This window comes from Streptomyces sp. NPDC000134 (assembly GCF_042899225.1).
Taxonomy (GTDB): Bacteria; Actinomycetota; Actinomycetes; order Streptomycetales; family Streptomycetaceae; genus Streptomyces.
This window is the reverse complement of record NZ_JBIAZN010000006.1, coordinates 249882-273102: the sequence shown is the minus strand read 5'-3', so window position 1 is coordinate 273102 and position 23221 is coordinate 249882. Positions and strand designations below refer to the sequence as shown.

Sequence of the window (23221 nt, the reverse complement as noted above, 5' to 3'; positions counted from 1 at the left end):
TCTCCGGTGGCTCTCTTCAGAGGTGGTCGGGTGCGTCGATGCCGAGCAGGGACAGGCCGCCGGCCAGCACCGCCCCGGCGGCTTCGGCGAGCGCGAGCCGGGCACGGTGGGCGGCCGAGGGTTTCTCCTCCCCGACGGGCAGCACGAAGGGCAGCAGCGGCAGCAGCTCGTCGGCGACGGCGACGAGCTGCCGGGCGACCCGGTCGGGAGCCCGGTCCCGCGCCGCCGCCGCCAGCACCCGCGGATGATCACCGAGCCGCGCGAGCAACGCCTGAGCCCCGGCGACGGGCCCCGGGACGGCCCCGAACCCGAGGTCGGCGGCGTTACGGCTGAGGGCCCGCGTCCGGGCGTGGGCGTACCGCACCCGGAACAGGGGGTTCTCCTCCCGCTGCACGAGGTGCCGGCCGTCGATCCGGGGGCGGTCGTGCGCGGCGGGGTGGAGCAGGGCCCAGCGGGCGGCGTCGGGGCCGAGGGCGTGGGGGGAGGCGGGGGCGGGGGCGGGGCGGAGGTGGACGTCTTCGGGGGCGTCGGCGGTGTGGGCGTCGACGTCGGTGGGGCGGGCGTCGCGGGCGTCGGCGTCGTACACGTGGACGCCTTGCGACCGGAGGATGCGGGCGACGGCGTCCCGGAAGACGAGCGCACGAGCCTCGGAGGCACAGTGCAGCCGGACCCCGCGCCGCTCCCCGCCCTGCTGGACGAACCCGTACCGGACCCCGTCCCGCAGGATGTGCCCGACGAGCCCGGCGGAGGCGTCACGAGCGAGGTGCATATTGAGAAACCCGGGCCCGGTGACGACGACCTCGCGGATTCCGCCGGCGCCGAGGAGATACGGCCGCAGCGCCTCGGCCACGCGCCGGGGCGGCTGCCCGGCCGGTCGGGCGAGCTGCAACGCGAGGTTGCTGGCGTAGTCCCCGCATCCCCCGGGCCCCGGCGCGGTCACCACGGCCCGCTCAGGGACGGTCACGCTGAGCTTCCCCTCGTCGACAGCGCGCCGCACCGCGTGCAGCAGGGTGCGCGAGAGCTCGACGGGGGTCACGGCACCAGCGTAGGGGAGGAAGGGGGCGGGTAGGCGAACCAGTTTGCGGCGGTCCCGAGATGTGGACGGCGGCGCGTCTCACAGGGACAGCGGACCCCGACGACCACTACCCGGCGCGCTCCCCGCGTGCGGCGGCCTCGGTGTGCCCGTCCCCGTCGTCCCCGCCCTCACCGCCGCGGGACGGACGCTCGACCAGGTTCCGCACGAGCCCGACGAGGTCGGCGGGCTCGAACGGCTTGGCCAGGAACGCGTCGACGCCGACATCGAGACCGGCGTCGACCTCGTACGGGCCGCAGGCGCTGACGATGGCGAGCGGAAGGTCCCGGGTACGCGGATCGGCCCGCAGTCTGGCAGCGGTACGGAGCCCGTCGAGACGGGGCATCACCACGTCGAGGGTGATCACGTCGGGCCGCACCTGATGCACGACTTCCAGACACTCGGCACCATCGGCCGCGGTCACGACCTCGAAGCCCTCCAGCTCGAGGTTGACCCTGATCAACTGCCGGATCACCTTGTTGTCGTCCACGACAAGGACCCGGCCCGACGCGCCTGGCACAACTCGAGAGTAGGTCGGGACCGGCCATCGCGTCCGGCTTTTCCCGACTTCCACCCCCTGTGGGGGACCGCCCTTGATCACCTCACGCGAAACCCGGTCATGACCACCCCGACAGAGCTGGTAGTGTTTCACCCGTCGCCGCGAGCGACACGCCCCCGTAGCTCAGGGGATAGAGCAACGGCCTCCGGAGCCGTGTGCGCAGGTTCGAATCCTGCCGGGGGCACTTCGCAGGAAGTGCCTAAAGACCCCGCCACCAGCGAGTTCGCTGGAGTCGGGGTCTTCGCGTATGTGCAGGCGGATGCCACTGGAAGCGGGCGTATGTCGAGCTCTGTGGACTATTCGTGGACAGGATCTTGGACTGTCCCCCCTAGTCAGCCCCAGAGTTGCCGGAAGGGCCATCAGCCGGCGTCCGGCCACTCCTCAGAGGACGAAGGCGGCTCCGGATCGTTCTGCCGCTCCACTCGCCGCGCGTTCTCCCCTCGTAGGGACGTCAACCACGGCCATAGATCCGGCAGAGGTTGTGCAGGGCAGGCGAGGCGGTGCTCGACGCGACACCGCTGGAACTGATCTGGCGGGCACACCCCGTAGACCGTCACCCGCCCATCGGACAGTTCGATCCACCGGTGCTCCGCCGGCACCGTATGGGCCAGAGGATTCATGTCCGGCTCCAGCAGCACCCACTCTTGCTCAAGCGTCGGCACTCGGTCCTGCGACAGACCGCAGTCAGGACAAGAGGACTGTCCACCACTCAGCCGCCGCGGTTCCCTCTCTAAAGGCCCCATACCGTGAGGGTCACCAGTCCGTCAGCCTCCGCGTAGAGCGCGAACCGGACGGAACCCCTGGGGCAGCAGTCCATCAGCGGAGCCAAAAGCGACGCGGCAGGTGGAACCGACAACCAACGGCCGACGACACGCGGCCGAGATACGGCGAAGCCCCCAGTCCATGCGGGCTGGGGGTTACGACTCACGTACCTGTCACTCGTACTCGCACAACAACTCTTCGATCTTGCGATTGACGACCTCTTGCCGCCCGTCGAAGCATTTTGCGTACCGGCTCAGCAAGACCTCCACGCTGTTGCCTGCGCGTTCGGCGACCTCCGTCGGGTCGACACCGGCGTTGAGCCAGGTGGACAACGCCGAGTGCCGGAGATCGTACGGACTAACCAACTCTTTCGTAAAAGCGATTGGTCAAGCCCGTGAGCTATCTAGACCGGGCAGGCCACCTGGCCAAACACGCTCCAAGCCTGAGCGCGCATCACGTCACCCCGCGGCAAGAGCAGAACAGTGCCCAGAAGGACCGAGCGGCGGCGCCACCTCCTGCGAGCGCGCCTACGTCCACTTAGCGTCGCGGCTCAAGTTGGGCAAGTAGCATTCACTGAGGCAGCTCAACGAGGGAACTTCGCAATGATCGACAAAAGGCACCTAAAATACCCAATTCACCTCAAAAGGGTATTGCGCGAGAATCTGCCCGCCGAGATGCACGCGCCCTTCGAGCCGAAGGAGTCACCTCACGGGCCCGAAGGAATCGTGGAGGTGGCCCAGGCGGTCGGGGCGGTGCGTGACTTCGGTATTTTGCGACTCTCACAAAAGGGTTAAAATGCAGATCCCTCTCCCAATTGACGAGAACGACACGCCATGCTCAGCCTGCATTGAACGTCCAGAGTGTCAAGCCTTTTCGGTGTTGGACGAACTGATCTATAGAAAGCCGACCTTCGTACGGCAAACTGACGCCACGTCCTTCCTGCGGGAAGCGAACGGCACTGCCCTCTACGAATCTCTGCAACGAACGATCAGGCACTGGATCTCCACCGTCCACTCTCTAAACAACCCTTCCCTGCAGGAATTCTCACTATCCACCCTCTTCGACTTCCTCGTCTCAGGTTTGTATGCATACCTTCTCCATTCCGGCGCCACCGACGGACAGCTGAACAAGCCGGCCTACCTACACAACGTAGATGGGCAGACTTTTGCATTCTTCCCTTATGTCTGGATGTGCCCCGGATGTGTGACTGAAGGGAATAACCTACGCGATGCTTATCTTGTAGGGTCTGAACTCCGCGGCGGCAAAAGATATGCCGTGCAAAAAAAATTGAGCCGCCCGAATGGCCGAATGATCGGCGACTTGGGAGCCCTCGTCATCAGGGCACTCGTCAGCGAACTTGCCAATGAGGCATACGTCACGACTGGCGGAGGCCATAGAGGCGAGTTTGATTTGGTAATCGCAACGGCAGAGCGGCTAATCCTTGGAGAGATCAAGTCCAGCCCGCTGGTAGCCTTCCCGCTCGTAGTAGGGCAACCCTCCCGCGAAAATGCGCATCACTCGTGGGTCGATGACCTAGCGGAATCAGCAGATTGGTCCTTTTTCGTAGGGGCCGCAGAACCTGAGCAACGTAAGCTTTCGATCTCACCTCCTATTGAGCCTCTCTGGCCCTTGAGAGATCTAGAAGGTATCGCTCAGGACGCAGGGAAAGTAGAAGTGTTGCTCACAGCGTGGCAACGTCACCTGGTTGGCTATCGACTTTTCAACAGTGAGGCACCCGAAACTCGGTGGCTGCGGTTCGGATGTGGCAATATCGAGTCTCGGGACCCGGAGTCCGGGCAGCGAGAGCAGCTCCGAGTAGATAACACAAAGAGCCTACCCGGGATCGACAGGACCGACGACATCAAGAAAGGCATCGCTCAGGTGATGCTTTTTGGCCGCCTGAAGCGAGGGTGCTCACGACAGGCGATCAAGACAGCACTCTTCGGAAACCTGTATGCAGAAACCCACCACGAACATTACATGAAGCCACTAGCTTCTCTGCAATTGCTGTGGCCGCAGGCGGAGCCAGTGTTTTTGTTCGACGCAATCATTGGGTTGAGTCGGAACATCATCAATGACGCCGAGATCAGCACGCTCTTCGGGCTCCCCAGCACACCTTACGAGGCCGATACGGTTGACCGTACGGCATTGCTCGAAGGCCTAGATGAGATGAGTGAATAGAAAGCCAGTGAGGCGCGGCGATCAGCTTGAGGAAGTTGATCGCCGCGCCTTGTCTCATACCTTTGTCGCAATCACTACCGCTTCGGCATAGTCGCCCTTTGACGCCGGCCGTGCTACGTAGTCCATCTTCGGCAGCTGGATCTTTACCACGTTGTCCAGCTTCAGCGGAATTTCATTGTGCGCCTCTGAAATGATCTCCGAGATTGCCTCCGGCATGCTTACACGGCGGACAATCTCCCGAGTCAGCAAGTCATAGAAGACATGCTCAGAGCTTACGACTAGGGCGATCTTACCTCCAGGTTTGGTGACCCTGGCCATCTCCCTTAGTGACTGCGCAATGTCCAGAAAATAGGCGGAGGTAGCCAACGCCTTGGGCTTCCTGGCTCGCTGTGGTTCCATCCACTCGACAAGCTCACTGATGCTTTGAGGGAGTCCAGACGAGCGGGCAGGAGCTGTACGGATAATACTTCCCACCATCTCCGTTTCGCGAACCATGATTTCCGCCTCGGACATGAGCCCAAGTGCGGTGAGAGAACATGCGCGACTTCTGAGGTATGTCTCACGCCCAGACGAAGCCGGTAGATATGGCGGGCTAGTTACGATTCCATCAATGCTGTTGTCCTGGTAGGGGAGCATTCGGACATCGCCTCGTTGAATATTGGCGGAACCCAGCTCACTAAAGTTGAGGAAGCCACCAGAAATAAGGAGGTCGCGTTGTTCGAGAGCTGCAACCATTTTGGAGAGGTGGTTACTCATCACTCGAATGAGCCGCCGAACTCCCATCGAAAGCGCAAACCGGTTGTCTCCGGTCCCCATCCAACGCAATCCGACTTTTGTGGCCAGTGCATGACTCAGAGCGATCCTGAGGAAGCGCCTTCCTACCTCATCTGAGTATGACGAGAGTGCTGAGAGCGCAATCCGAGTATCCTCCTCGATCTCATCCCGAAGCACCTCCGGGGTGATCTTCTTTCGGATGAACTCGGGCAGTTCGTACGCCGAGTTTGGCTCTGACGACTCCCCCCATAGCAGGCCTTGCTGCTGATTGGCTGACACAGCCACAAGAAAGTGCTCATATGCCTTACGCGCCTCACTGGCAGGGATCCTTATGGCATCGACCTTGAGCTTTGCCATCTCAACCGAGAGGGGATCTACATCGATGCCTTCGGCCTGGACTCCCATGAGGGTTGCTTCGACCCCGAGGGTGCCACTTCCCATAAAGGGGTCTAGCACCCTGCCACCATCGGGCAGCACGTAGTTCGTCAAGGCGCGCGCCATCCGCGGAAAGAACTTCGCCTTGTACTTGTGGAAGGAATGAGTCAGGTACTCGTTTTTCTTCCGGTTTAGGCCACTCAGACTTGTCGCTTTAAGTCCCGTAGCGCCGGCCGACCTCTCATAATAGGTCTGGAACGCTTCGGTGATGCTGATTTCTTGGGTGTCACCTTGAAGGAGATGGGAATAGAAACCTGCACGTTTCTGGAATGCCTCGCCTCCCTCTCTCGGAAACAGTCCCACGAGAATATGATCATTGTCGCGGGCTAGCTTTTGACCTTCAGCAAGCAACGCTGGGTCGATTGCCTGGTTCCACTTTTTAAGACTCGTGAACGTGTCGTTGCCCGAGATTCCACGCGCCTCAAGGAGGGCCAACTTCAGGTCGTCGCTTGTTTCGATGTCTTCCTTAAGGATCAGAATCGAAGGAGCAATCCCTGCCTGATCAATGGGAGTGGAAGACATGCGTCACCTTTCATTCTGTCACATTAGTAAGTCAGTAAATGAACACCTAAGTTGATGTCAGGAATCAACCGAGCAGTAATTATGGTAGCACATCAAGGCTGCCATAATTACCCCCCTAGGTGGAAAGAGTAGGCCATACAGTTTCCGTTCGATAACCGCTCATCACGCCTCGCAATAGGAGTGCTCGAACGCCATGCCAAGTTGCTGCCAATTATGTGAAATCTAGGTCCTCATGCACAAGTAGCGGTCCACTCAGCGGCAGTAGATCCCCCCTTGATTGATCCTTTAATGCATCGAGATCGAGTGCCTGCATGCCAGTACAGCAAAAAATCAAAGGGCTGCTGGTGATCCAGGCTCAGCCTGGAGGACAGTCGGACAGGCGCAGAGCGGGTCCTGCCGATGGGCACTGAGAAGCCGTGGACCATTCGTGGACACAATCCGCCCGATCAACCGCGCACGAGCCTCGGACCTGCTGCACTGCCCGAGAGTCCAAAGCCCTCCGGAGCCGTGTGCGCAGGTTCGAATTCTGCCGGGGGCACTCGCCTAGCGCCCCTCAATTGAGGTGCGACCAGGGCGGATGCCGACAGAACAGGCGGGAGTCAGTCTCACTGACTCCCGCCCTCTCTCGTTGTCTCTCACTGTCCGCGCACTATCTGCGATACATGCACCTGCCTGGCCGGCAAGGGTGAGCCCTGTCATGCCGAACCAGCTCTGGCTTGGCTCATGATCGCCTGGCGACAGGCTCCACAATACTCGCTGCACTTCCCCCTCCTGCGCTGCCATGATGGGCCAGTAAGCGCAGGCTCTCTGTCATCGGAGATGACCAGTGGTCAAGGCAGACTTGCTCGTGACTCCGGAGCGGTTCACAGAGTCAGCTTCCGATTTTTATGCACAACATCTCACCAACATGATGACTTTCAGCTCACTGAAATGTCCATGAGGGCCCACAGGTAGTTTCTCACCTCTACCGCGGAAGTTTTAGGCGGAGACGCAAAGGATCCTCGTGAAGTATCCCCACATCAGTTCATGCAACTCGACGTTTACGGACAATTCCTAGAGGAAACCAGACCGACACGCCGGGAAATGGTCTTGTCCCACAGGCGTTCAGGTCGGCGCGCAGGTAAGGGAAGTCGCGTCCCATGCCTGCCCGGACGAGAGTGTCTCGGAGGGCTGTGATCGCGTTTCGTGCCGCGTACTAGTCGGCTCTGTTCAGCGGCGACCAATGCGCAGCGTCGAGGTGGTGGGAGGGGTCAGGCACCGGAGACCGGCTCCTCCGGGTAGGCGGCCACCGCGTCTGCGGGGAGACCGAACTTCTCTCCGTAGTGGTCGACGCGGGCCAGCAGTTCTGCCGAGGCCCCCAGTACGGTCGCAAGGGCGATCGGGCGGCACGGGTTCGCTTCCGGGCGTCGGATCGGAGCGCGGAGCCACTCGTACCGGTCGCCGCTCAGGGGCATCGGGCCGGGCACCACGACCACCGAGTCACTGCTGAGGTACCGGTAGTCGACCGGCCTCTTGGCCTCGCGCTTGATGAAGTAGGCGAACCAGTACCGACTGTTGGCGCTCAAAAAGAATCCCACTCTCCGCGCCTTGTGGTCGATCATGACTGGTCCGCTCGGCAGGTCGTGACGATTCAGTTGGTCGAAAGCCTCCAATCCGAGGCGCTGTTCGACCGACACCACGTCGAAGAGTTGGCCCGCGGGAAGCATCAACGGGCGGCGAGGGTCGTCTTCCCACCGCATTCGGCACGTCACCGGGTCGCTGGCTGCCGCCGACAGCCATTCGATGCCCCGCCTGGTCATCGTCTGCACGTCTTCTCACCTCGGGTCGGCTGGCCCACGGCGCCTCTGCCGCAGTGACAACAGATTCCCGGGTACGGCGTCCACCTGGGCAGATGACGAGAGGTGACGGGGGATGACGGTCATTCTCGTGTCGCGTCATCCCCTGTCAGTTCCGATGGCTCTTGTCCTGCGTGTGCACCACTGCCAACGGAGCAGCAAAACGCGTAAGTTCGATGCGGCAGGAATTCGCATCACTCCCCTTGCACGGTACGAGGAGGGAAGGGCCACGTTCTCCACCGATCCCGTCTACGAGCGGTTACGGCAGTTGCGAGCGGAACGCGGCTGGAGTCAGCCACGTCTGGTGCGTGAGTTGCGGCGGGCCGCGACGAAGCGCGGGCATCAGTTGCCTTCGGACGAGAGCGTCAAGCGGCGTATCGCTAGCTGGGAGAACGGGCACAGCACGCCGGACGGGTTCTACGGGGCGTTGCTCGGCGACGTGTACGGCGTCTCTGTCCAGGAGATCGGGTTGGCCAGTGGCTGCACCGAAGACTCCGCGCTCCTTGATGTTGGTTACCCGGACAGTCCGGACGCTGCTATCAGCACGGTGGAGCGGCTGTGGAGTGCCGACCTCAACCGTTATGAGCCCCTGATTCAGTCGGAGGCCGCCGAGCCAGCGTGGCACGAAGCCTCTCTACGGTGGCTGGTGGCCCCGGAGCCGGCTCCCCGGTCCGGGCGGCCGGGGGCTCTACACGTCGGGCTCGGCGACGTGGCCGCGGTGAAGACCACTGTCGACATGTTCGCCCAGCTCGATGACCGGTTCGGTGGGGACCATGCTCGGCGGTCCGTGATCCAGTACCTCAGCAACGATGTCGTTCCGTTGCTGCGCGGCAGCTACAGCAATGCCGTTGGGCGGGCCCTGTACTCGACCGTGGCCGAGGCCACTCTGCTGGCCGGTTGGATGTCGTACGACGCCTGCCATCACGGTCTCGCGCAGCGCTACTTCCTCCAGGCCCTCCGGCTCGCCCAGGATGCCAACGACCGGCGGCTTGCCGGGAGCATCCTCTCGGCCATGAGCCACCAGGCGACGTTTCTCGGTCGGTACACCGAAGCGGCGACGCTCGCCCGCGCAGCCCTGATGGGCATTGCGCAGGTGGCAACCCCGACCCTCCGTGCTCAGTTCCACGCGATGGAGGCCCGCGCGCTCGCCCGTACGGGAGACGTGCGCGCCTGTGAAGCCGCGTTGGCGGCGGCCATGCGTGCGTTGGCCGGCCGGAACAAGGAGGAGGAACCTGAGTGGATCACCTACTTCGACGAGGCGGAGTTGGCAGCCGAGGCCGCGCACTGCTTCCGTGACGTCAACAGCGCCAGGCGGGCCGTGGCCCACGCCGAGAACGCGATGAGCGGCAGTCACGTACGCAGTGACTTCTTCGCGACGATGGTGCTGGCCGACGCGCATCTTCGTGCCGGCGACATCGAGGAGGCGTGCAGGGTCGCCCTGGACGCGTTGGATCTTGGCGAGCACCTGAAATCCGCGCGGTGCGTGAGCTACCTGGCTGAGTTCCGCTCGAACCTCTTCGCTGCCGGGGACAACGCGGCCTCTCGGGCCTTCGCGGAGCAGGCTCGGGAGCATCGGCTATGGGTGGCTACTGAGGCCGGTCGGCCGACCATTCGTTGAGTCGGCCGTCGGTCACGCAGTCGTTTTCAAAAGGCGCCCCATGTGTCGCGTCTTTCGCCCGTTCTCAGGGACCGCATGCGCTTCTCGAACTCGGCGGCGAAGCGCTCGCTCGTCGCGGCCTGGTGGCCGACCCACGCCACCATCATGAGTTCGCGGAAGTCCGCGAGGGTTTCGTATCCGGGCCAGTTCATCAGGTCGAAGCCGTAGCGGTGGACGAAGGTTCGGTACTCCTCCCGCGAGTGCCAGCCATAGCGGTCGTAGTACATCGCGGTGAGGACGAGGTCCCATTCCCTCGGAGCGAGGGCGAAGCCGTCGAGGTCGATCAGTACGGCGTGTCCATCGCGGTGACGGAGGATGTTTCCGATGTTCGCGTCGCCGTGGATCAGGCCGAAGGGGAGGACGAAGTCCAGGCGGTCGTACGCCTTGCCCACCTCGGTCGCGCGCTCCTCCAGGAACTGACGGTCGCGGTCAGCGATCCCGTCCAAGGCCGTCAGGGACGCGGCCAGCTTGGCGTGGGGATCGAAGTACGGCAGGCCGAGGTGTTCGGGCTCCTCCAGCCAGTGCAGGCGCCTGAGCAGGTCGGCGAGTTCGCTCAGCGTGGCGTACTCCTTCTGCTCCTGGACGCTCTCCCAGAAGGTGACGACGCGGCCACCGACGACGGTGGGTTGGTCGACGTTTCGCGGCACTCGGTTGGCCGGGAAGTCCGCCGTCTCCAGCCAGCGGGCGATGCCGACCGCGCGTTCCATCCCGGGGAGCGCGGCACGGTCCTGGGCGATGCGGACGATGATCGAATCCGAGGGCAGTCGGTACACGGCGTTCGAGCCGAGGCGGAGGAGTTCGGCGCCCGTCAGGTCGAGGCCGGCGGCGTGGCAGGCGTCCCGGAGGATGGAGGTCGTAGCCTCCGCCGTGAAGGCCGTCTCCTCGCCGTCTTCCGGTACGCCGTCGCTGCCCGAGATCATGGGACCGACCTTACGAGGCGCGTCCCGGTACTGATAGGCCACCTGCGTACGGAGCGACTTCTTCGGCGCGATGGGGCTGGCCGACGCGTCAGCGCGGTGCGTGCGCTGCCTGGCCGAGTTCCGCTCGGGCCTCTTCGCCGGCGGTGAAAGCGCGGTGTCCCGGGTCTTCGCGGAGCAGGCTTGCGAGAATCGGCCTTGGCGTGGCCATAGAGGCCGTTGGTCCAGTGGCCGGTCTTGGCGCGCGGTGATCTTCCGCCCGGTCCAACGCGTCAGCCTGACACCGGGCCGTATCAGGCCGACGAGGATGCGGGCGGCAAAGCCACAAGCACCGTAGGAACGAACGCGACCGACACGAGGACGACGCGCCCGGACAAGTTCTCCGCGTAGTTCCCGGACGTAAGACACAGCCAGGCCAGAGCGCCCAGCGCGCGAATCACCCGCCAGTCGGGGAGCGGGCTCCCGTCTCGCGGGGCCCGCTCTTGCTCGTTGTCACGCACTGCTCGTGTGTGAGTGGCGTGTGGGTCAGGCTGCGGCGTTCTTGATGACCGTCCGGGCGTGCTCGTAGAACCGTTCGCGGCTGTCGTCCAGCCCGGCTGCGTCGGGCTGCGCAGTCCCGTTCACCAAGGCCGTTGTCATGCCGGCGGCCCAGCCTCCATGGACTTTGAACACCTCATTTGCCCTCTGCCGGAGATCGAAGTCCGGCATGACTTCGATGACGGGCAGCGCTTCGTCATGATGCTTACGCACCAGCTTGTCGCACTCGTCGTACAGGTCCGCCGCGTCAACGTTGAAGGCTTCAGCCGCCTCGCCGGCTTTCGCCCGGAAGTCGTGCAGCATCTTCGAGATGGCCGTCGCCGTGGCGATCACCTGCTCTCTCACGCGCTGTTCCTCGGCGAGTCGTGCTTCGTGCCGCCATTTGATGTCTTCCTGCTTCTCGGCGTGGACTTGTCTGGCTCTTTCAGTACGAGCCGTGAAGTAGTGGGCCGTCCAGGCAGCCACAGCAGAACTGATCAGGACGGCTCCGGCGGATATCAACGCCGTTACCCACTGACTGTCCCGCACGAGGGTCGTCGTGACGCCGCCGACTTTGGTGGTCGTGGTCTTTGTGCCGCAACCGGCCACCAATACCAGAAGAATGGCGGGAGCTACACGCCTTCCGATCTTTCGCATGACCGGGGACTGTAGCGCCCCCATGCTGCTCTCGATCCTCTTGTGGTTCTGCTGCCCGGGGCTACTCCGGCTCGACCAGCAGGCCCGTCTTCGGGTCGATCGACCAGCCGTCCGCCAAGAGGGTCGATGTCGCTGTCTGGAGGTCGAGGGCGGCGACGTTCCAGCCTTCTCGGAGGGCTCGGCGGAGGAGTTCGAGGTAGAGGTGGCTCGGGGTGGCGGGGCCGGCGGCCTTGGCCAGTTCGCGGGTGGCGGCGGCGATCGACTCCGGGGTCGGGCGGGTGAAGGACGCCTCGGCGTCGGCGTGCGGGACCATCGTCAGGACCAGGTCGAGGGTGGCTACGTGTTCGAAGCCGGAGGCCAGTCCCTTCACGGAGCGTTGGCCCTTGTTCAGGATGGCGATCTTCTCCGGCTCGATGCGGAGGCCGGCGGCCGCGACGGCTCGCTGAACGACCGCCCAGATCTTGCCCGAGGAGTTGCCGAAGACCATCGAGACGCGGCCGCCGGGCTTGAGGACGCGGCGGCACTGCTTGAGGGACTCCGTCAGGAGGGTCTCGTAGCGGCCGGCCGTGCGCTGGGTGCCGGTGGAGCGGTCGATGACCAGTTCCTTGCCGACGTCCGTGAAGCCGTCCAGCCAGCCCTCCTGGAACAGGGCCATGTCCGCGTAGAAGAGGTTGGAGCCGAAGGGCGGGTCCGTGAAGACGTAATCGGCGCTCGCGTCGGGAAGGGTGAGTTCAGCGGCGCTCTCGGTGACGTATTCCGCGGGGGTCGTTTCCGCGTCCACGCCTCGTGCGAATGCCTGGGTGCGAATCCATTCGTCGGCCTTCAGTACGGCGTTCGTCTTGCGCTCGAAGAGTTCGAAGACGTTCCACTCGTAGAAGACGGGCGCGATGTAGTAGTTCTGGTTCGCGGCGTTCAGCGGGCGCTTGTGGGACCACTGGTAGCGCTTGCTCGCCCGGGTCAGGGTGGCGGTGAACGCGAACAGGAGTTTCTGGGCGAGGGCCTTGTCCTCGACCTTGCGGATCTCGTCGCGCAGGGCCACCAGGGTGCGCATGTTGCGCGGGGAGTAGAAGGACGCCACGGTCGTGCAGCCGCTCTTGCCCAGGGCGGAGGCCCGGTACATTTCCCGGTCGGGGGTGATCTCGACCCGGGGGAAGTCGAGGTCGTCGGTGTCGAGGTCCGGTGCGGCGGCGGCCGGCTGTTCGCGCTGTTTCGGGGAGCAGGCGCAGTTGATGTGGTCGACGACCGGCTGTTCGTCCACGCGCGGCAGTTTGCTGGAGACGGGGGCCGAGCAGTGCGGGCAGGCCATCGCGGGCTTGGACCAGGTCGCGGCCTTCAGCGCGTGGTAGTAGTTCACGGGCTTCTCGCAGCTCGCGCACCGTACTACGACGCTCCAGACCGTCTTCGCCAACTGGCCGATGCCGTCGCATCTGCGGCAGGGGACTTCGCCCGTTTTCTGAGTATGGGCGTGTATGCCGCCGACGCGGTCGCGCGGGATCTGGAACGGCGGTACGGGCACCGCGTCATAGAGCTGGAGCGGTATGCCAAGGCCAACAAGGTCTGGCAGACGAAGGTCAAGCGGATGCGGCTGCCCGATCTGCTGTGCGTCGACTGCGGGCGCCGTTTCGAGTCCAAGGGCAAGACCAAGCTGGAGGCCAAGCTCTCCGATTCCACCGTGCCGGGGCGGACGTGGCGGGACGGAGGAATGCGGCCCGACGATCTCTTCGTCTTCGCGCGGGTGGACATGAAGGCGGACCCGGTGCGGGTGTCGAACCTGGTGTACGTGACCCGGCGGAGCCTGGAGGACGCCGTGTCGTCCTCCAGGGAAGGCAAGCGGAAAGCCGTGTCCGAGGGCGCGGAGATGGACCGGGTGTGGCCGATGTGGGCGCCCGATTACGCCGGTGAGGTCGTCGCCGTCGACGAGGAACGGAAGAAGATCCGCGTCACCAAGGGCGCCGGTACGTATCTTTATCCGAACGGCAGCCGCTGGGGCGCGTTCCACACCTTGCCGGCCGGGACGGCCTTCGAGGCCGGGCAGCCTGTCGCCTCCTGTTTCCGCGTCGCCGAGTCGGTGGGCTGTGCCGGCGAGGGGTCCTGGGACTGGCGGGCCGATCTGCTGTCGGGCGACGAGGACGTACGGTTCCCCGCCGTCAAGGCGGCCCGGTTCCTGGGCACCAGGACGGTCGAGGACGTCCTCCTGGGCATCGCGCAGGACGAGGGCAACGACTGGCGGCTGCGCCTCGAAGCGCACGCCAGTCTCGCCGCCACGCGCCCCGCGTCGGTCGCCGCGCTGCTCTCCTTCGCCTCGGGTGCCGCCTCGGCCCCCGAGGTCCGTATGGAGGCGGTGTTCTCCCTCTCGGAGATCGACAGCCAGGAGGCCGTGGAGGCGCTGTCCGCCGTTGCCCTCGGCGTCGGGGCGGCCACGGCGGACGAGGTGCGCGCGGCGGCGGCCTGGGGGCTGGGGACCGGGGCCCGTACGGCGCCCGGCAGGCTCCTGCGGCTGGTCGACGATCCCAGCGTGCTGGTCTCGACGCACGCCGCCGCGGTGCTGCCGGCGCGACTGCCCGAGGAGTGCCTGGGCGAGCTGCTGGACTGGCTGCGCGGTGACGACCCGCGCCGGGCCGCCACGGCCGCGCATCTGCTGGCCGAGCGCGATCTCGTGACCGAGCTGGTGGACGCGCTGGCGGGGGCGTCCGAGAAGGTCCGGGGGCTGATCGTCCTGGCGCTCGGGGACGCCTCGCGCGAGGCCGTTCTCGGTGTGGTCGCCCGGCTCGACGCCGAGAGCCGGGCCGGTCTCGCCGCGCTGTGGGCGAAGGACGACGACTGGCTGCGCCAGCCGGAGACGGACGGCGTGCTCGACGCGCTGCGGCTTCAGACGCTTCGCTTCTGAGCCGGCCCGGACATCGCGCCCTGTCCTGTCCCACCGGGCCCGGACGCCGCCTCCGTCACAGTCCCTCCCCGCCAGGCCCTCTCCCGCAGCAGCCGCAGACCGTTCAGTCCGACGATCACCGTCGAGCCCTCGTGGCCCGCCACCCCCAGCGGCAGCGGCAGGGTGCCGAAGAGGTCCCAGAGGGACAGGGCCGCGATGAAGGTGCCCGCGATGACCAGGTTCTGGGTGACCAGGCGGCGGGCCCGGCGGGAGAGGGCGACGACCTGGGGGACGGTGGTGAGTTCGTCGCGGACGACGACCGCGTCGGCGGTCTCCAGGGCCAGGTCGGAGCCGGCCCGGCCCATCGCGACGCCGGTGTGGGCGGCGGCCAGGGCGGGGGCGTCGTTGACGCCGTCGCCGACCACCAGGACCTGGTGGCCGCGGGCCGCCAGGCGCCGTACCGCCTCCACCTTGTCCTCGGGCAGCAGGCCCGCGTGGACGTCGTCGCCCGCGATGCCGACCTCGGCGGCCAGGCGGTGGGCGGCGGGTTCGTTGTCGCCGGTGAGGAGGAGCGGGCCGGTGCCGGTCAGGGTGGTGAGCGCGGCGATCGTGGCGGGGGCGTCCGGGCGTACGCGGTCCGCGATGCCCAGGACGCCCAGGCACTCGCCCTCGCGGGTGACGACGACGGCCGTGCGGCCCGCCGCCTCCAGGTCCCGGACGGCCCTCACCTCCAGGTCCCGGACGGCCGCCGCCGCCAGGTCCCGGACGGCCGCCGCCTCCAGGTCCCGGACGGCCGCCGCCGCCGGTCCGTCGGCCGGCAGGCGGGACGGGGCGCCCACCCGGATCGTCGCGCCCCGCACCGTGGCGGTCACGCCCACCCCGGGGGTGGAGGTGAAGTCCGTCGCGGGCGGGAGGGCGAGTCCCCGGGCGCGCGCCGCCTCGACGACGGCTCGGGCCAGCGGGTGTTCGCTGGGGTGTTCGGCCGCGGCGGCCAGGGTCAGCAGGTCGGTCCCGGAGCCGGTCAGCGGGCGTACGTCCGTGACCTGGGGGACGCCCTCTGTCAGGGTGCCCGTCTTGTCCAGGGCGACCGTGTCGATCCGGCCCAGGCGTTCCATCACCACCGCCGACTTGACCAGGACGCCGTGCCGGCCCGCGTTGGCGATGGCGGAGAGCAGCGGCGGCATCGTGGCGAGGACCACCGCGCACGGTGAGGCGACGATCATGAAGGTCATCGCCCGCAGCAGGGTGTCGCGGACGTCGGCGCCGAGGGCGAGGGGGATCAGGAAGAGGGCCAGCGTGGCGGTGACCATGCCGATCGAGTAGCGCTGCTCGATCTTCTCGATGAAGAGCTGGGTGGGGGCCTTCGTCTCCGAGGCTTCCTCGACCATCTTCACGATGCGGGCGATCACCGAGTCGGACGGGTCGCGTTCGACGCGTACGCGGACCGCGCCCGTGCCGTTCAGGGTGCCGGCGAAGACCTCGTCGCCGGGCCGCTTCGGCACCGGGAGGGGTTCCCCGGTGATGGTGGCCTGGTCGATCTCCGTACTGCCGGAGAGGACCCGGCCGTCGGCGCCCACGCGCTCCCCCGGGCGGATCACGAGCGTGTCCCCGACGCCGAGCCGCTCGGTCGGGACCGTCTCCTCCGTGCCGTCGGTCCGCAGCCGGGTCGCCGTGGTGGGGGCGAGGTCGAGCAGGCCGCGTACCGAGTCGGCGGTGCGGGCGGTTGCCACGGCCTCCAGGGCGCCGGAGGTGGCGAAGATGACGATGAGCAGCGCGCCGTCCAGGAACTGTCCGATGGCGGCGGCCCCGAGCGCGGCGACCACCATCAGGAGGTCCACGTCGAGGGTCTTGTCCCTGAGTGCCTTCAGGCCCTCCCAGCCGGGCTCCCAGCCGCCGGTGACGTACACGGCCGCGTACAGCGGGGCCCAGGTCCAGGCGGGGGCGCCGAGCAGGTCGAGCGGGAGGGCCAGGAGGAACAGCAGCAGCGCGGCGGCGGCCCAGCGGGCCTCCGGCAGGGCGAGGACGCGGGTGCGGCGGCGGAGGACGGCGGCGCCTTCGCGTACGTCGCCGGGGGCCCGGGACGAGGACAGGGTGGACGACATGGCCGACAGGATACAGGAATGAATGAATAGGTCTTCATGTATTCAGTCCAAATCGCAGTCGCAGTCGCAGGGACCTGCGGTCGTCACGCCACCGCCACCAGTACGTGGCTGTCGCCGAACTGCCACACCGGAGCCACCTCGCGGAAGCCCGCCGCCCTCAGGAGTTCGGTGTGGTGGGCGACGGTCCGGGGGGCGTCCGGCGCGGCCGGGGCCGGGGCGCGGCGGGCGCGCCGGGTGAACAGGTCGGCGAGTTCCGGGTCGCGGGCCGCCGCGCTCCACCAGGATTCCCAGTCCTCCGCGTCGCCCGCCCGCGAGCGTTCGGCGCGCCGGCGTCCGACGTGCGCGGTGAGCGCGGCGCAGGCCGGGCCGGCCGGCGGGAAGTGGTCGCCGTTGACGAGGACGCCGCCGGGGCGGAGCAGGGCGGCGAGCCTCCGGTAGGTGCCGAGCAGGGCGGGTTCGGCGAGGTAGTGCAGGGCGGTGGTGGAGACGGCCGCGTCCAGGGGGCGGCCCAGGCCGAGTTCCCGGTCCCAGCGGCCGGCGCCGATCTCGGTGTCGATGTACCGGGCGGCGTCCGGGTGGTGGGTGCGGCCCAGTTCGAGGAGGAGGGGGTCCATGTCGACGGCGACGATCTCGGCGTCGGGGAAGCGGGCGGCCAGCCGGGCGGCGAGGGAGCCGGGGCCGCAGCCGAGGTCGAGGAGGAGGGGATGGGGGCGGCCGGCGGTGGCGTGTTCGACGACGTCGGCGATGACGGTGAAGCGTTCCTCGCGGTCCAGGGCGTACCGCTCCTGCTGGCGCTCCCAGCGCTCCACCCATCGGCGGGCCGTCGCCATGCTCACGCCCATCGGCTCACACCCATTCGTTCACACCCATCGGCGCGTACGCCTCTGCCGTCTCGCTGGTCCAGGGTGTCTCGGACTCTACAGGTGAAAACGGTTCCCATTCACAGCGGCGGGGCCGTGCGCTCAGCCGAGCGACTGAAGGACGCCCAGCAGGCGGTCGATCTCCGCCACGGAGGTGTAGCCGTGCACGCTCACCCGGACGACGCCCGCCTTCTCGTCCGCCCCGGCCTGGCAGAGGCTGTCCGCGCGGACCATGAAGCCGTGGCTGTAGAGGATGAAGCCGAGGTCGTCGGAGGGGACGGCCGCGTGCCGGAAGGCGACCAGGCCGTGGCGGCGCTGGACGTCCGGCCCGGCGGTCAGGCTGGCCTGGCAGCCGAGTACCTCGTACGGGGCGAGGCGGGCGAGGCCCTCGGTCAGGCGGGCGGTCAGGGCGGTGGTCCAGCGGGCGATCCGGTCGACGCCCGCCGCGTCCAGCGTGTCGAGGGCGGCCTCCAGGGAGGCGATGCCCGCGGTGTTGGGGGTGCCCCGCCAGCCGCCGGGGCGGAACTCCGGGCCGCGCCGGGGATCGTTGCGGGCCCAGACGGCGCCGGTGCCGGGCAGCGCGAGGGCCTTGTGCCCGGAGAACGCCACGAAGTCCACGTCCAGGTCGGTCACGGAGACCGGGATGTGCCCGACGCTCTGGGCGGCGTCCAGGCAGATCGGCACGGCGGGGCCGACGGCCTCGCGCAGCCGGTGCACGTTCATGTCGCCGCCGTAGACGTGGTGGACGTGGGTGGCGGCGACGAACCGGGTGCGGGGGCCGATGAGGGAGGGCAGGGCGCGGTGGTCGTAGTCGCCGGAGGTCCGCTGGTAGGGCAGGGGGCGTATCCGGACGTGCACGCCCCGGGCGGCGAGCAGGTCCGCGGCCTCCCGCCAGGGGTCGAGGTTGGCGCGGTGGTCGGCGTCCGGGACCAGGATCTCGTCGCCGTCGGCGAGGTGGCCGGTGAGCCAGTCCCGGGCGACGGTGCGCAGCCCCTCGGTCGTCCCGCTGGTGAAGTGGACGGCGCAGTGGGACCCGCCGGGGTCGCCGAGGAACTCCCGCACGCGCCGCCGGGTGCGTTCCACCAGTTCGGTGGTGCGGTTGGCCCAGGGGTAGGCGCCCCGGCCCGCGTTGGCGTTGGCCGTCGTCAGATACGTCTGTACGGCGTCCAGGACGGCCCGCGGCTTCTGGGCGGTGGCCGCGCTGTCGAGGTAGGCCAGGTCGGGATGGGCGGTGACGATGGGGAACTGGGCGCGGAACTCCCGGTGCCAGTCGGCGAGTTCCTCCAGGTCGGCTTCGCTCATGGCCGGTGCCGCACCAGGGGGGCGCCCGCGTCCCGCCAGGCGACGACGCCGCCGGTGAGGCTGCGGACGTCGGGGTGGCCCATGCGGGTCAGCAGGGCGGCGTAGCGGGCGGACCGCTCGCCGACCGGGCAGGCCAGCAGGACCGGGCGGCTGGTGCTGAACGGCAGGCCGCCGCGGAGCAGTTCGCCGAAGAGTTCGTCGGCGATGTTGATCGAGCCGTCGATGTGCAGGGCGGCGTAGGCGTGCGGTCCGCGCAGGTCGACGACGAGCGGGGCCGGGTCGCCCTCGGCGATCCAGCGGCGGGCGGCCTCGGTGTCGACGGTCCTGGCCCCGGCCCGGACCTCCGCCTCGGTGAGGGCGGCGGCGGAGTTCTTCAGCGGGGGCCGGCCGAGGAGTTCGGGGCGGCGCTGACGGACGTACCCGAGGTAGCTCTCGGCGCGGTCGCAGACGATGAAGACCGCCGTCCGGCGCTCGGTCAGCTCCCGGTCCAGGGGGCGCAGGTGGCGTACCGCGCCCTGGAAGGCGGCGCCGCCGGTGGGGCCGGTGAGCAGTCCGCAGCGGCGGATCAGGGTGACCATGCCGTCGATGGCCTCGTCGGCGGTGACCGGCTCGATGGTGTCGTACGTCGCGGGGTCGAAGAGGCCGACCTGCTGGACCTCGTCGAGGGTGCGGATGCCGGGGATGAAGTCGGACTTGTCGGCGACCAGGCCGATGACCCGGACGTCCGGGTCGTGTTCGCGCAGGACGCGGGCGACGCCGGTGGAGGAGCCGGCGGTGCCGACGCAGGCCACGAAGTAGTCCGGGGCGCGGCCGTCGAGGTCCTTGACGATCTCGGGGCCGGTGCCGCAGGCGTGGGCGTCGGTGTTGCGCGGGTTGAAGTACTGGTCGGTGTGCAGGTAGTGGCCGCCGGGTCCGGCGAGGGCCTGGTGGAAGCGGGTAAGCGGGTCGTCGGTGTCGGTGGGGTCCAGGCACTCGCTGCGGCCGGGGAGTTCCTCGATCTCGGCGCCGAGCAGCAGCAGGAGTTCCTTGATCTCCGGGACCCGCATCCGGTTGGTGACGCTCTTGAACGTCAGGCCGTGCAGTCCGGCGAGGAGGGCGAGGGCCTTGGCGGTGTTGCCGCTGGAGAGTTCGACGACGGTCTCACCGGGGCCGGCGGCCTCCAGCAGCGGGCGGGCCATGTGCCAGGCCGGGCGGTCCTTGACCGAGCCGAAGGGGTTGAGCATCTCCAGCTTGGCGTACAGGTCGATGCGGGCGAGGCCGTGCACGGCCGGGTCGATGCGGACGAGCGGGGTGTTGCCGATGGCGTCGGTGATGCTGTCGTACCTCATGCCGTACCCCCCGGGTGCGTGATGGGCCAGTACTCCTCGTCCAGGCACCAGCGCCAGGAGCCGCCGTCGCGGACCACGGCCACCGTCCGCGCGAGCGGCCGGCGCTGGGCCCGGTGGGCGTGGAAGTCCATGGCGTAACCGGCGGTGTTGGCGAAGGCGAGCAGGTCGCCCGGACGGGGCAGGCGTGGCAGGAACACGGTCCTTCGGGTGATCAGGTCGGCCTCCAGACACAGGTTGCCGAACAGGTGGACGGCCACCGGGCCGTCGCCGGGCGCGCTGTCGCCGGGGCGCGGCAGGAGGACCGGGTCGACGAGGACGCCGTGTTCCTCCAGGCTCATGTCGCCGGCGTTCATGGCCAGGCGGACCAGGTGGTCGCCCGAGCCGGTGGCGGTGGTGCCGAGGACGCGGGCGAGGACGGCGCCGCACTGGTCGACCAGGGCGCGTCCCGGCTGGGCGGACAGGTCGTACAGGTGCTCCAGGAGCAGGGTGGCGGGCGGGCGGCCGGTGGCCGGGGCCGGGGTGGCGAGCAGGCCGTCGAGGTAGCCGGGCCCGGCGTCGGGGCGGTGGGCGGGGTAGAGGGCGAGGGAGCCGCGCAGGGTGCCGCCCTCGTTGCGCAGGCCGTAGCCGTGGCCGCGCCAGGTGAGGACGGGTCGGGTGCCGAGGACGGCGTTGCCCAGTTCGGTGGTGTAGCGGTCCCACTCCCCGGCGTCGTCCACGTAGCCGACGCCGAAGCCGCCGCCGATGTCCAGGACGCGGGGGTCGCGGCCCCGGGCGCGCAGGGCGTCCAGGAAGCCGACGCACCGCTCCAGGGCGACGGCCTTCTCGGTGCGGGCGGTGGTGTCGAGGTGGTAGGCGACGCCGACGGGTTCGACGGCGTCGCGGTGCCGGTCCAGGGCGTCGAGCAGGGCCTCGGCCTCGGCCAGGGGGGTGCCGAAGCGGCTGCGCCGGGAGCGGACCCTGACCCCCGGGGCACCGGCGCCGGCGGCGGCGTCGAAGCCGGACAGCCGCGGCAGGACATCCACCCGGGGCAGCGCGAACTCGCGTATCAGACCGGCGAGTTGGCCGAGTTCGGCGATCGAGTCGGGGTGGACGGTGACGCCGGTGCGGGCGGCCAGCCACAGGAACGCGGGGTCCTTGGGGCCGGTGGCCGTGATCCGGTCCGGGGTGAAGCCGCAGGCGAGCGCGTGCTGGAGTTCGCCGAGCGAGGCGACGTCCACGCCGACGGCCGCCGGGTCGGCGGCGGCCAGGCGGCGCAGCAGGCTGCTCGCGCCGTTGGCCTTGTGCGCGAAGGTGATCCGGCCGGTGAGGCGGTGCTTGCGGTAGACGGCGAGGAAGCGGTCGGCGTTCTCGGCGATCCGGTCGGGCAGCAGCACGTTGAGCGGGGAGCCGAGGGCGTCGACGAGGGTGTGGAGGAGGTGCGGGGTGTCCAGCAGTGCGTCCAGTGGTGGTTCGAGCCGAGGGCGCAGGTATAAGGGCACGCGCACGTCAGGTTCCTCCCCGGGGGACCGGCCGACGGTTCGGAGGCATCATTTCCGAATACATACGTTTTTAAGCCCGGGGTCCGCCGGTTCCGGGCCGCCGGGGCGGTGAGCGAGCCGGGCGCCGGACGCGTACCTCCTGCCGTACGAGAGGTACGCGTCGTTCTGGAGGCGGCATGCGCGTGTCCGGCTGCGGGCTCGGGGCCGGGGCCCTGTTCGGTCCGCTGAGTCTGACCCGCACCGCGCCGGCGTTCCCGTCGGTGCCCAGGGGCCCGGGAGGGCCGAGCGGCAGTGGGCCGGTCGGCGGGGTCAGGCGCTGCGTTTGCGGGTGGCCGTCTTCTTGGCGGGGGTCTTGGCCGTCGGCTTGGCCGCCGTCTTCTTCGCGGTGCTCTTCGCCGCGGTCTTCTTCTCCGTGCTCCTGGCCGTCGACTTCTTCGGGGCGTCCGCGGCCTTCCGGCCGGAGGCGGCCGTCTTCTTCGCCGTCGAGGTCGACTTGCGGCCGGCGGGCTGCTTGGGCTCGGCGCGGGACGTCTTGCGCCGCGGCAGGGATCTGACCTCGGCCTCGGCCGGCTCCTCGGCCTGCCCGGCCTCCCCGGCCGGCTCGTCAGGTTCCTCCCCGCGCGAGCGGCGGGCCGCGCGGACGCTGTTCTCCAGGGCCGCCATCAGGTCCAGGACCTTGCCGGGCGTCGCCTCGCGGGGCGCCTCGGGGGGCGCCTCCCCCGCCGCCTTCGCGGCGATGACCTCCTCCAGGGCCTCGCGGTACTCGTCGTGCAGGTCGTCCAGGTCGATCTCGCCGAGGGTGTCCATCAGGGCGTCCGCGAGGTCCAGCTCCTTGTCGCGGACGGTGACCTCGGTGTCGGGGGCGACGCCCTCGGGGGCGCGCACCTCGTCCGGCCAGAGCAGCCCGTGCATGGCGATCGCGTCGCCCACCACCCGCAGCATGCCCAGCCGCTCCCGGCCGCGCAGCGCGTACTTGGCGATGGCGACCCGGTTGCTGCGCTTGAGCGCCTCGCGCAGCAGCGTGTACGGCTTGGCGGCGGGGGCGCCGCCGGCCGCGAGGTAGTAGGCGGAGCCCATCTGGAGCGGGTCGATGCGGTCCTCGGGGACGAAGGCCACGATGTCGATGGTCCGCGCGGTGGGGATCGGCAACTGCTCCAGGTCCTCGTCGGAGATCGGGATCATCGTGCCGTCGGCGTCCTCGTACGCCTTGCCGATCTCCGCCGAGGTGACCTCGCGGTCCTCCAGTTCGCAGACCTTGCGGTAGCGGATGCGGCCGCCGTCCTCCGTATGGACCTGGCGGAAGGAGACCGCGTGGCTCTCGGTCGCGTTCACCAGCTTGATGGGGATGCTGACCAGGCCGAACGAGATGGCGCCGTTCCAGATGGATCGCACGTGCCG

Annotated in this window: 17 protein-coding genes, 1 tRNA gene and 1 pseudogene; 4 read left to right on the top strand and 15 right to left on the bottom strand. The window is 68.2% G+C overall.

All coding sequences use genetic code 11. The features are described from left to right. Positions 1-16: 16 nt before the first annotated feature. Together nrtL and ACFY32_RS11880 are read right to left on the bottom strand one after the other, a co-directional pair. Positions 17-1036 (bottom strand): ArgS-related anticodon-binding protein NrtL, encoded by a 1020-nt coding sequence (gene nrtL / locus ACFY32_RS11885; protein ID WP_390674024.1) that lies wholly within the window; start codon positions 1034-1036, stop codon positions 17-19. 106 nt (positions 1037-1142) lie between these two features. After that, complete coding sequence (locus tag ACFY32_RS11880) at positions 1143-1646, bottom strand: response regulator (RefSeq protein ID WP_359196227.1); 504 nt, start codon at positions 1644-1646, stop codon at positions 1143-1145. A gap of 97 nt (positions 1647-1743) precedes the next feature. Here ACFY32_RS11880 and ACFY32_RS11875 point away from each other — a divergent pair. Then, positions 1744-1815 (top strand) — tRNA-Arg (locus ACFY32_RS11875). Positions 1816-1990: 175 nt separating this feature from the next. Here the strand turns inward: ACFY32_RS11875 and ACFY32_RS11870 are convergent. Then, entirely contained in the window at positions 1991-2374 is a 384-nt protein-coding gene (locus tag ACFY32_RS11870; protein WP_359196224.1) for a DUF6083 domain-containing protein, read from the bottom strand. A gap of 192 nt (positions 2375-2566) precedes the next feature. Next, a pseudogene (locus ACFY32_RS11865) lies at positions 2567-2749 on the bottom strand (site-specific integrase); the annotation flags it as partial. A gap of 523 nt (positions 2750-3272) precedes the next feature. Here ACFY32_RS11865 and ACFY32_RS11860 point away from each other — a divergent pair. After that, on the top strand, positions 3273-4574 hold the full coding sequence (locus ACFY32_RS11860; protein WP_390674023.1) for a hypothetical protein: 1302 nt from the start codon (positions 3273-3275) through the stop codon (positions 4572-4574). A 54-nt stretch (positions 4575-4628) separates the two neighbouring features. Here the strand turns inward: ACFY32_RS11860 and ACFY32_RS11855 are convergent, their stop codons facing one another. Then, positions 4629-6305, bottom strand: a complete 1677-nt coding sequence (locus ACFY32_RS11855; protein WP_390674022.1) for a DNA methyltransferase — start codon at positions 6303-6305, stop codon at positions 4629-4631. A gap of 1250 nt (positions 6306-7555) precedes the next feature. After that, positions 7556-8104: a bifunctional DNA primase/polymerase gene (locus ACFY32_RS11850; RefSeq protein ID WP_390674058.1), complete on the bottom strand. Its 549-nt coding sequence runs from the start codon at positions 8102-8104 to the stop codon at positions 7556-7558. 112 nt (positions 8105-8216) lie between these two features. Here ACFY32_RS11850 and ACFY32_RS11845 point away from each other — a divergent pair, with 112 nt between their 5' ends. Further along, positions 8217-9758 (top strand): hypothetical protein, encoded by a 1542-nt coding sequence (locus tag ACFY32_RS11845; RefSeq protein ID WP_390674021.1) that lies wholly within the window; start codon positions 8217-8219, stop codon positions 9756-9758. Positions 9759-9784: 26 nt separating this feature from the next. On the opposite strand, the gene ACFY32_RS11840 is transcribed toward ACFY32_RS11845, so the two are convergent. The 3 genes from ACFY32_RS11840 to ACFY32_RS11830 form a co-directional block, all read right to left on the bottom strand. Then, positions 9785-10717: a phosphotransferase gene (locus tag ACFY32_RS11840; RefSeq protein WP_390674020.1), complete on the bottom strand. Its 933-nt coding sequence runs from the start codon at positions 10715-10717 to the stop codon at positions 9785-9787. A 522-nt stretch (positions 10718-11239) separates the two neighbouring features. After that, positions 11240-11887 (bottom strand): hypothetical protein, encoded by a 648-nt coding sequence (locus ACFY32_RS11835; protein ID WP_390674019.1) that lies wholly within the window; start codon positions 11885-11887, stop codon positions 11240-11242. Positions 11888-11948: 61 nt separating this feature from the next. Beyond that, a complete protein-coding gene (locus ACFY32_RS11830; protein ID WP_390674018.1) occupies positions 11949-13241 on the bottom strand; it encodes a DNA methylase in 1293 nt (430 codons plus the stop codon). Positions 13242-13346: 105 nt separating this feature from the next. Here ACFY32_RS11830 and ACFY32_RS11825 point away from each other — a divergent pair, with 105 nt between their 5' ends. Further along, a complete protein-coding gene (locus ACFY32_RS11825; RefSeq protein WP_390674017.1) occupies positions 13347-14774 on the top strand; it encodes a HEAT repeat domain-containing protein in 1428 nt (475 codons plus the stop codon). Here the strand turns inward: ACFY32_RS11825 and ACFY32_RS11820 are convergent. The 6 genes from ACFY32_RS11820 to ACFY32_RS11795 all read right to left on the bottom strand — a co-directional run bounded on the left by ACFY32_RS11820 (position 14756) and on the right by ACFY32_RS11795 (position 23215). Further along, positions 14756-16855, bottom strand: a complete 2100-nt coding sequence (locus ACFY32_RS11820) for a heavy metal translocating P-type ATPase (protein ID WP_390674016.1) — start codon at positions 16853-16855, stop codon at positions 14756-14758. The genes ACFY32_RS11825 and ACFY32_RS11820 overlap by 19 nt on opposite strands. 83 nt (positions 16856-16938) lie before the next feature. Further along, the gene (locus ACFY32_RS11815; protein ID WP_390674015.1) at positions 16939-17697 is read right to left on the bottom strand and encodes a class I SAM-dependent methyltransferase; all 759 of its coding nucleotides are present in this window, start codon (positions 17695-17697) and stop codon (positions 16939-16941) included. 120 nt (positions 17698-17817) lie between these two features. Then, complete coding sequence (locus ACFY32_RS11810; RefSeq protein WP_359196194.1) at positions 17818-19017, bottom strand: aminotransferase class V-fold PLP-dependent enzyme; 1200 nt, start codon at positions 19015-19017, stop codon at positions 17818-17820. Then, on the bottom strand, positions 19014-20345 hold the full coding sequence (locus ACFY32_RS11805; protein ID WP_390674014.1) for a pyridoxal-phosphate dependent enzyme: 1332 nt from the start codon (positions 20343-20345) through the stop codon (positions 19014-19016). Before ACFY32_RS11805 ends, ACFY32_RS11810 begins: the two co-directional genes overlap by 4 nt. Then, positions 20342-21829 (bottom strand): Y4yA family PLP-dependent enzyme, encoded by a 1488-nt coding sequence (locus ACFY32_RS11800; RefSeq protein ID WP_390674013.1) that lies wholly within the window; start codon positions 21827-21829, stop codon positions 20342-20344. Before ACFY32_RS11800 ends, ACFY32_RS11805 begins: the two co-directional genes overlap by 4 nt. A gap of 303 nt (positions 21830-22132) precedes the next feature. Next, positions 22133-23215: a Ku protein gene (locus ACFY32_RS11795; protein ID WP_359196186.1), complete on the bottom strand. Its 1083-nt coding sequence runs from the start codon at positions 23213-23215 to the stop codon at positions 22133-22135. Between the last annotated feature and the right edge of the window lie 6 nt (positions 23216-23221).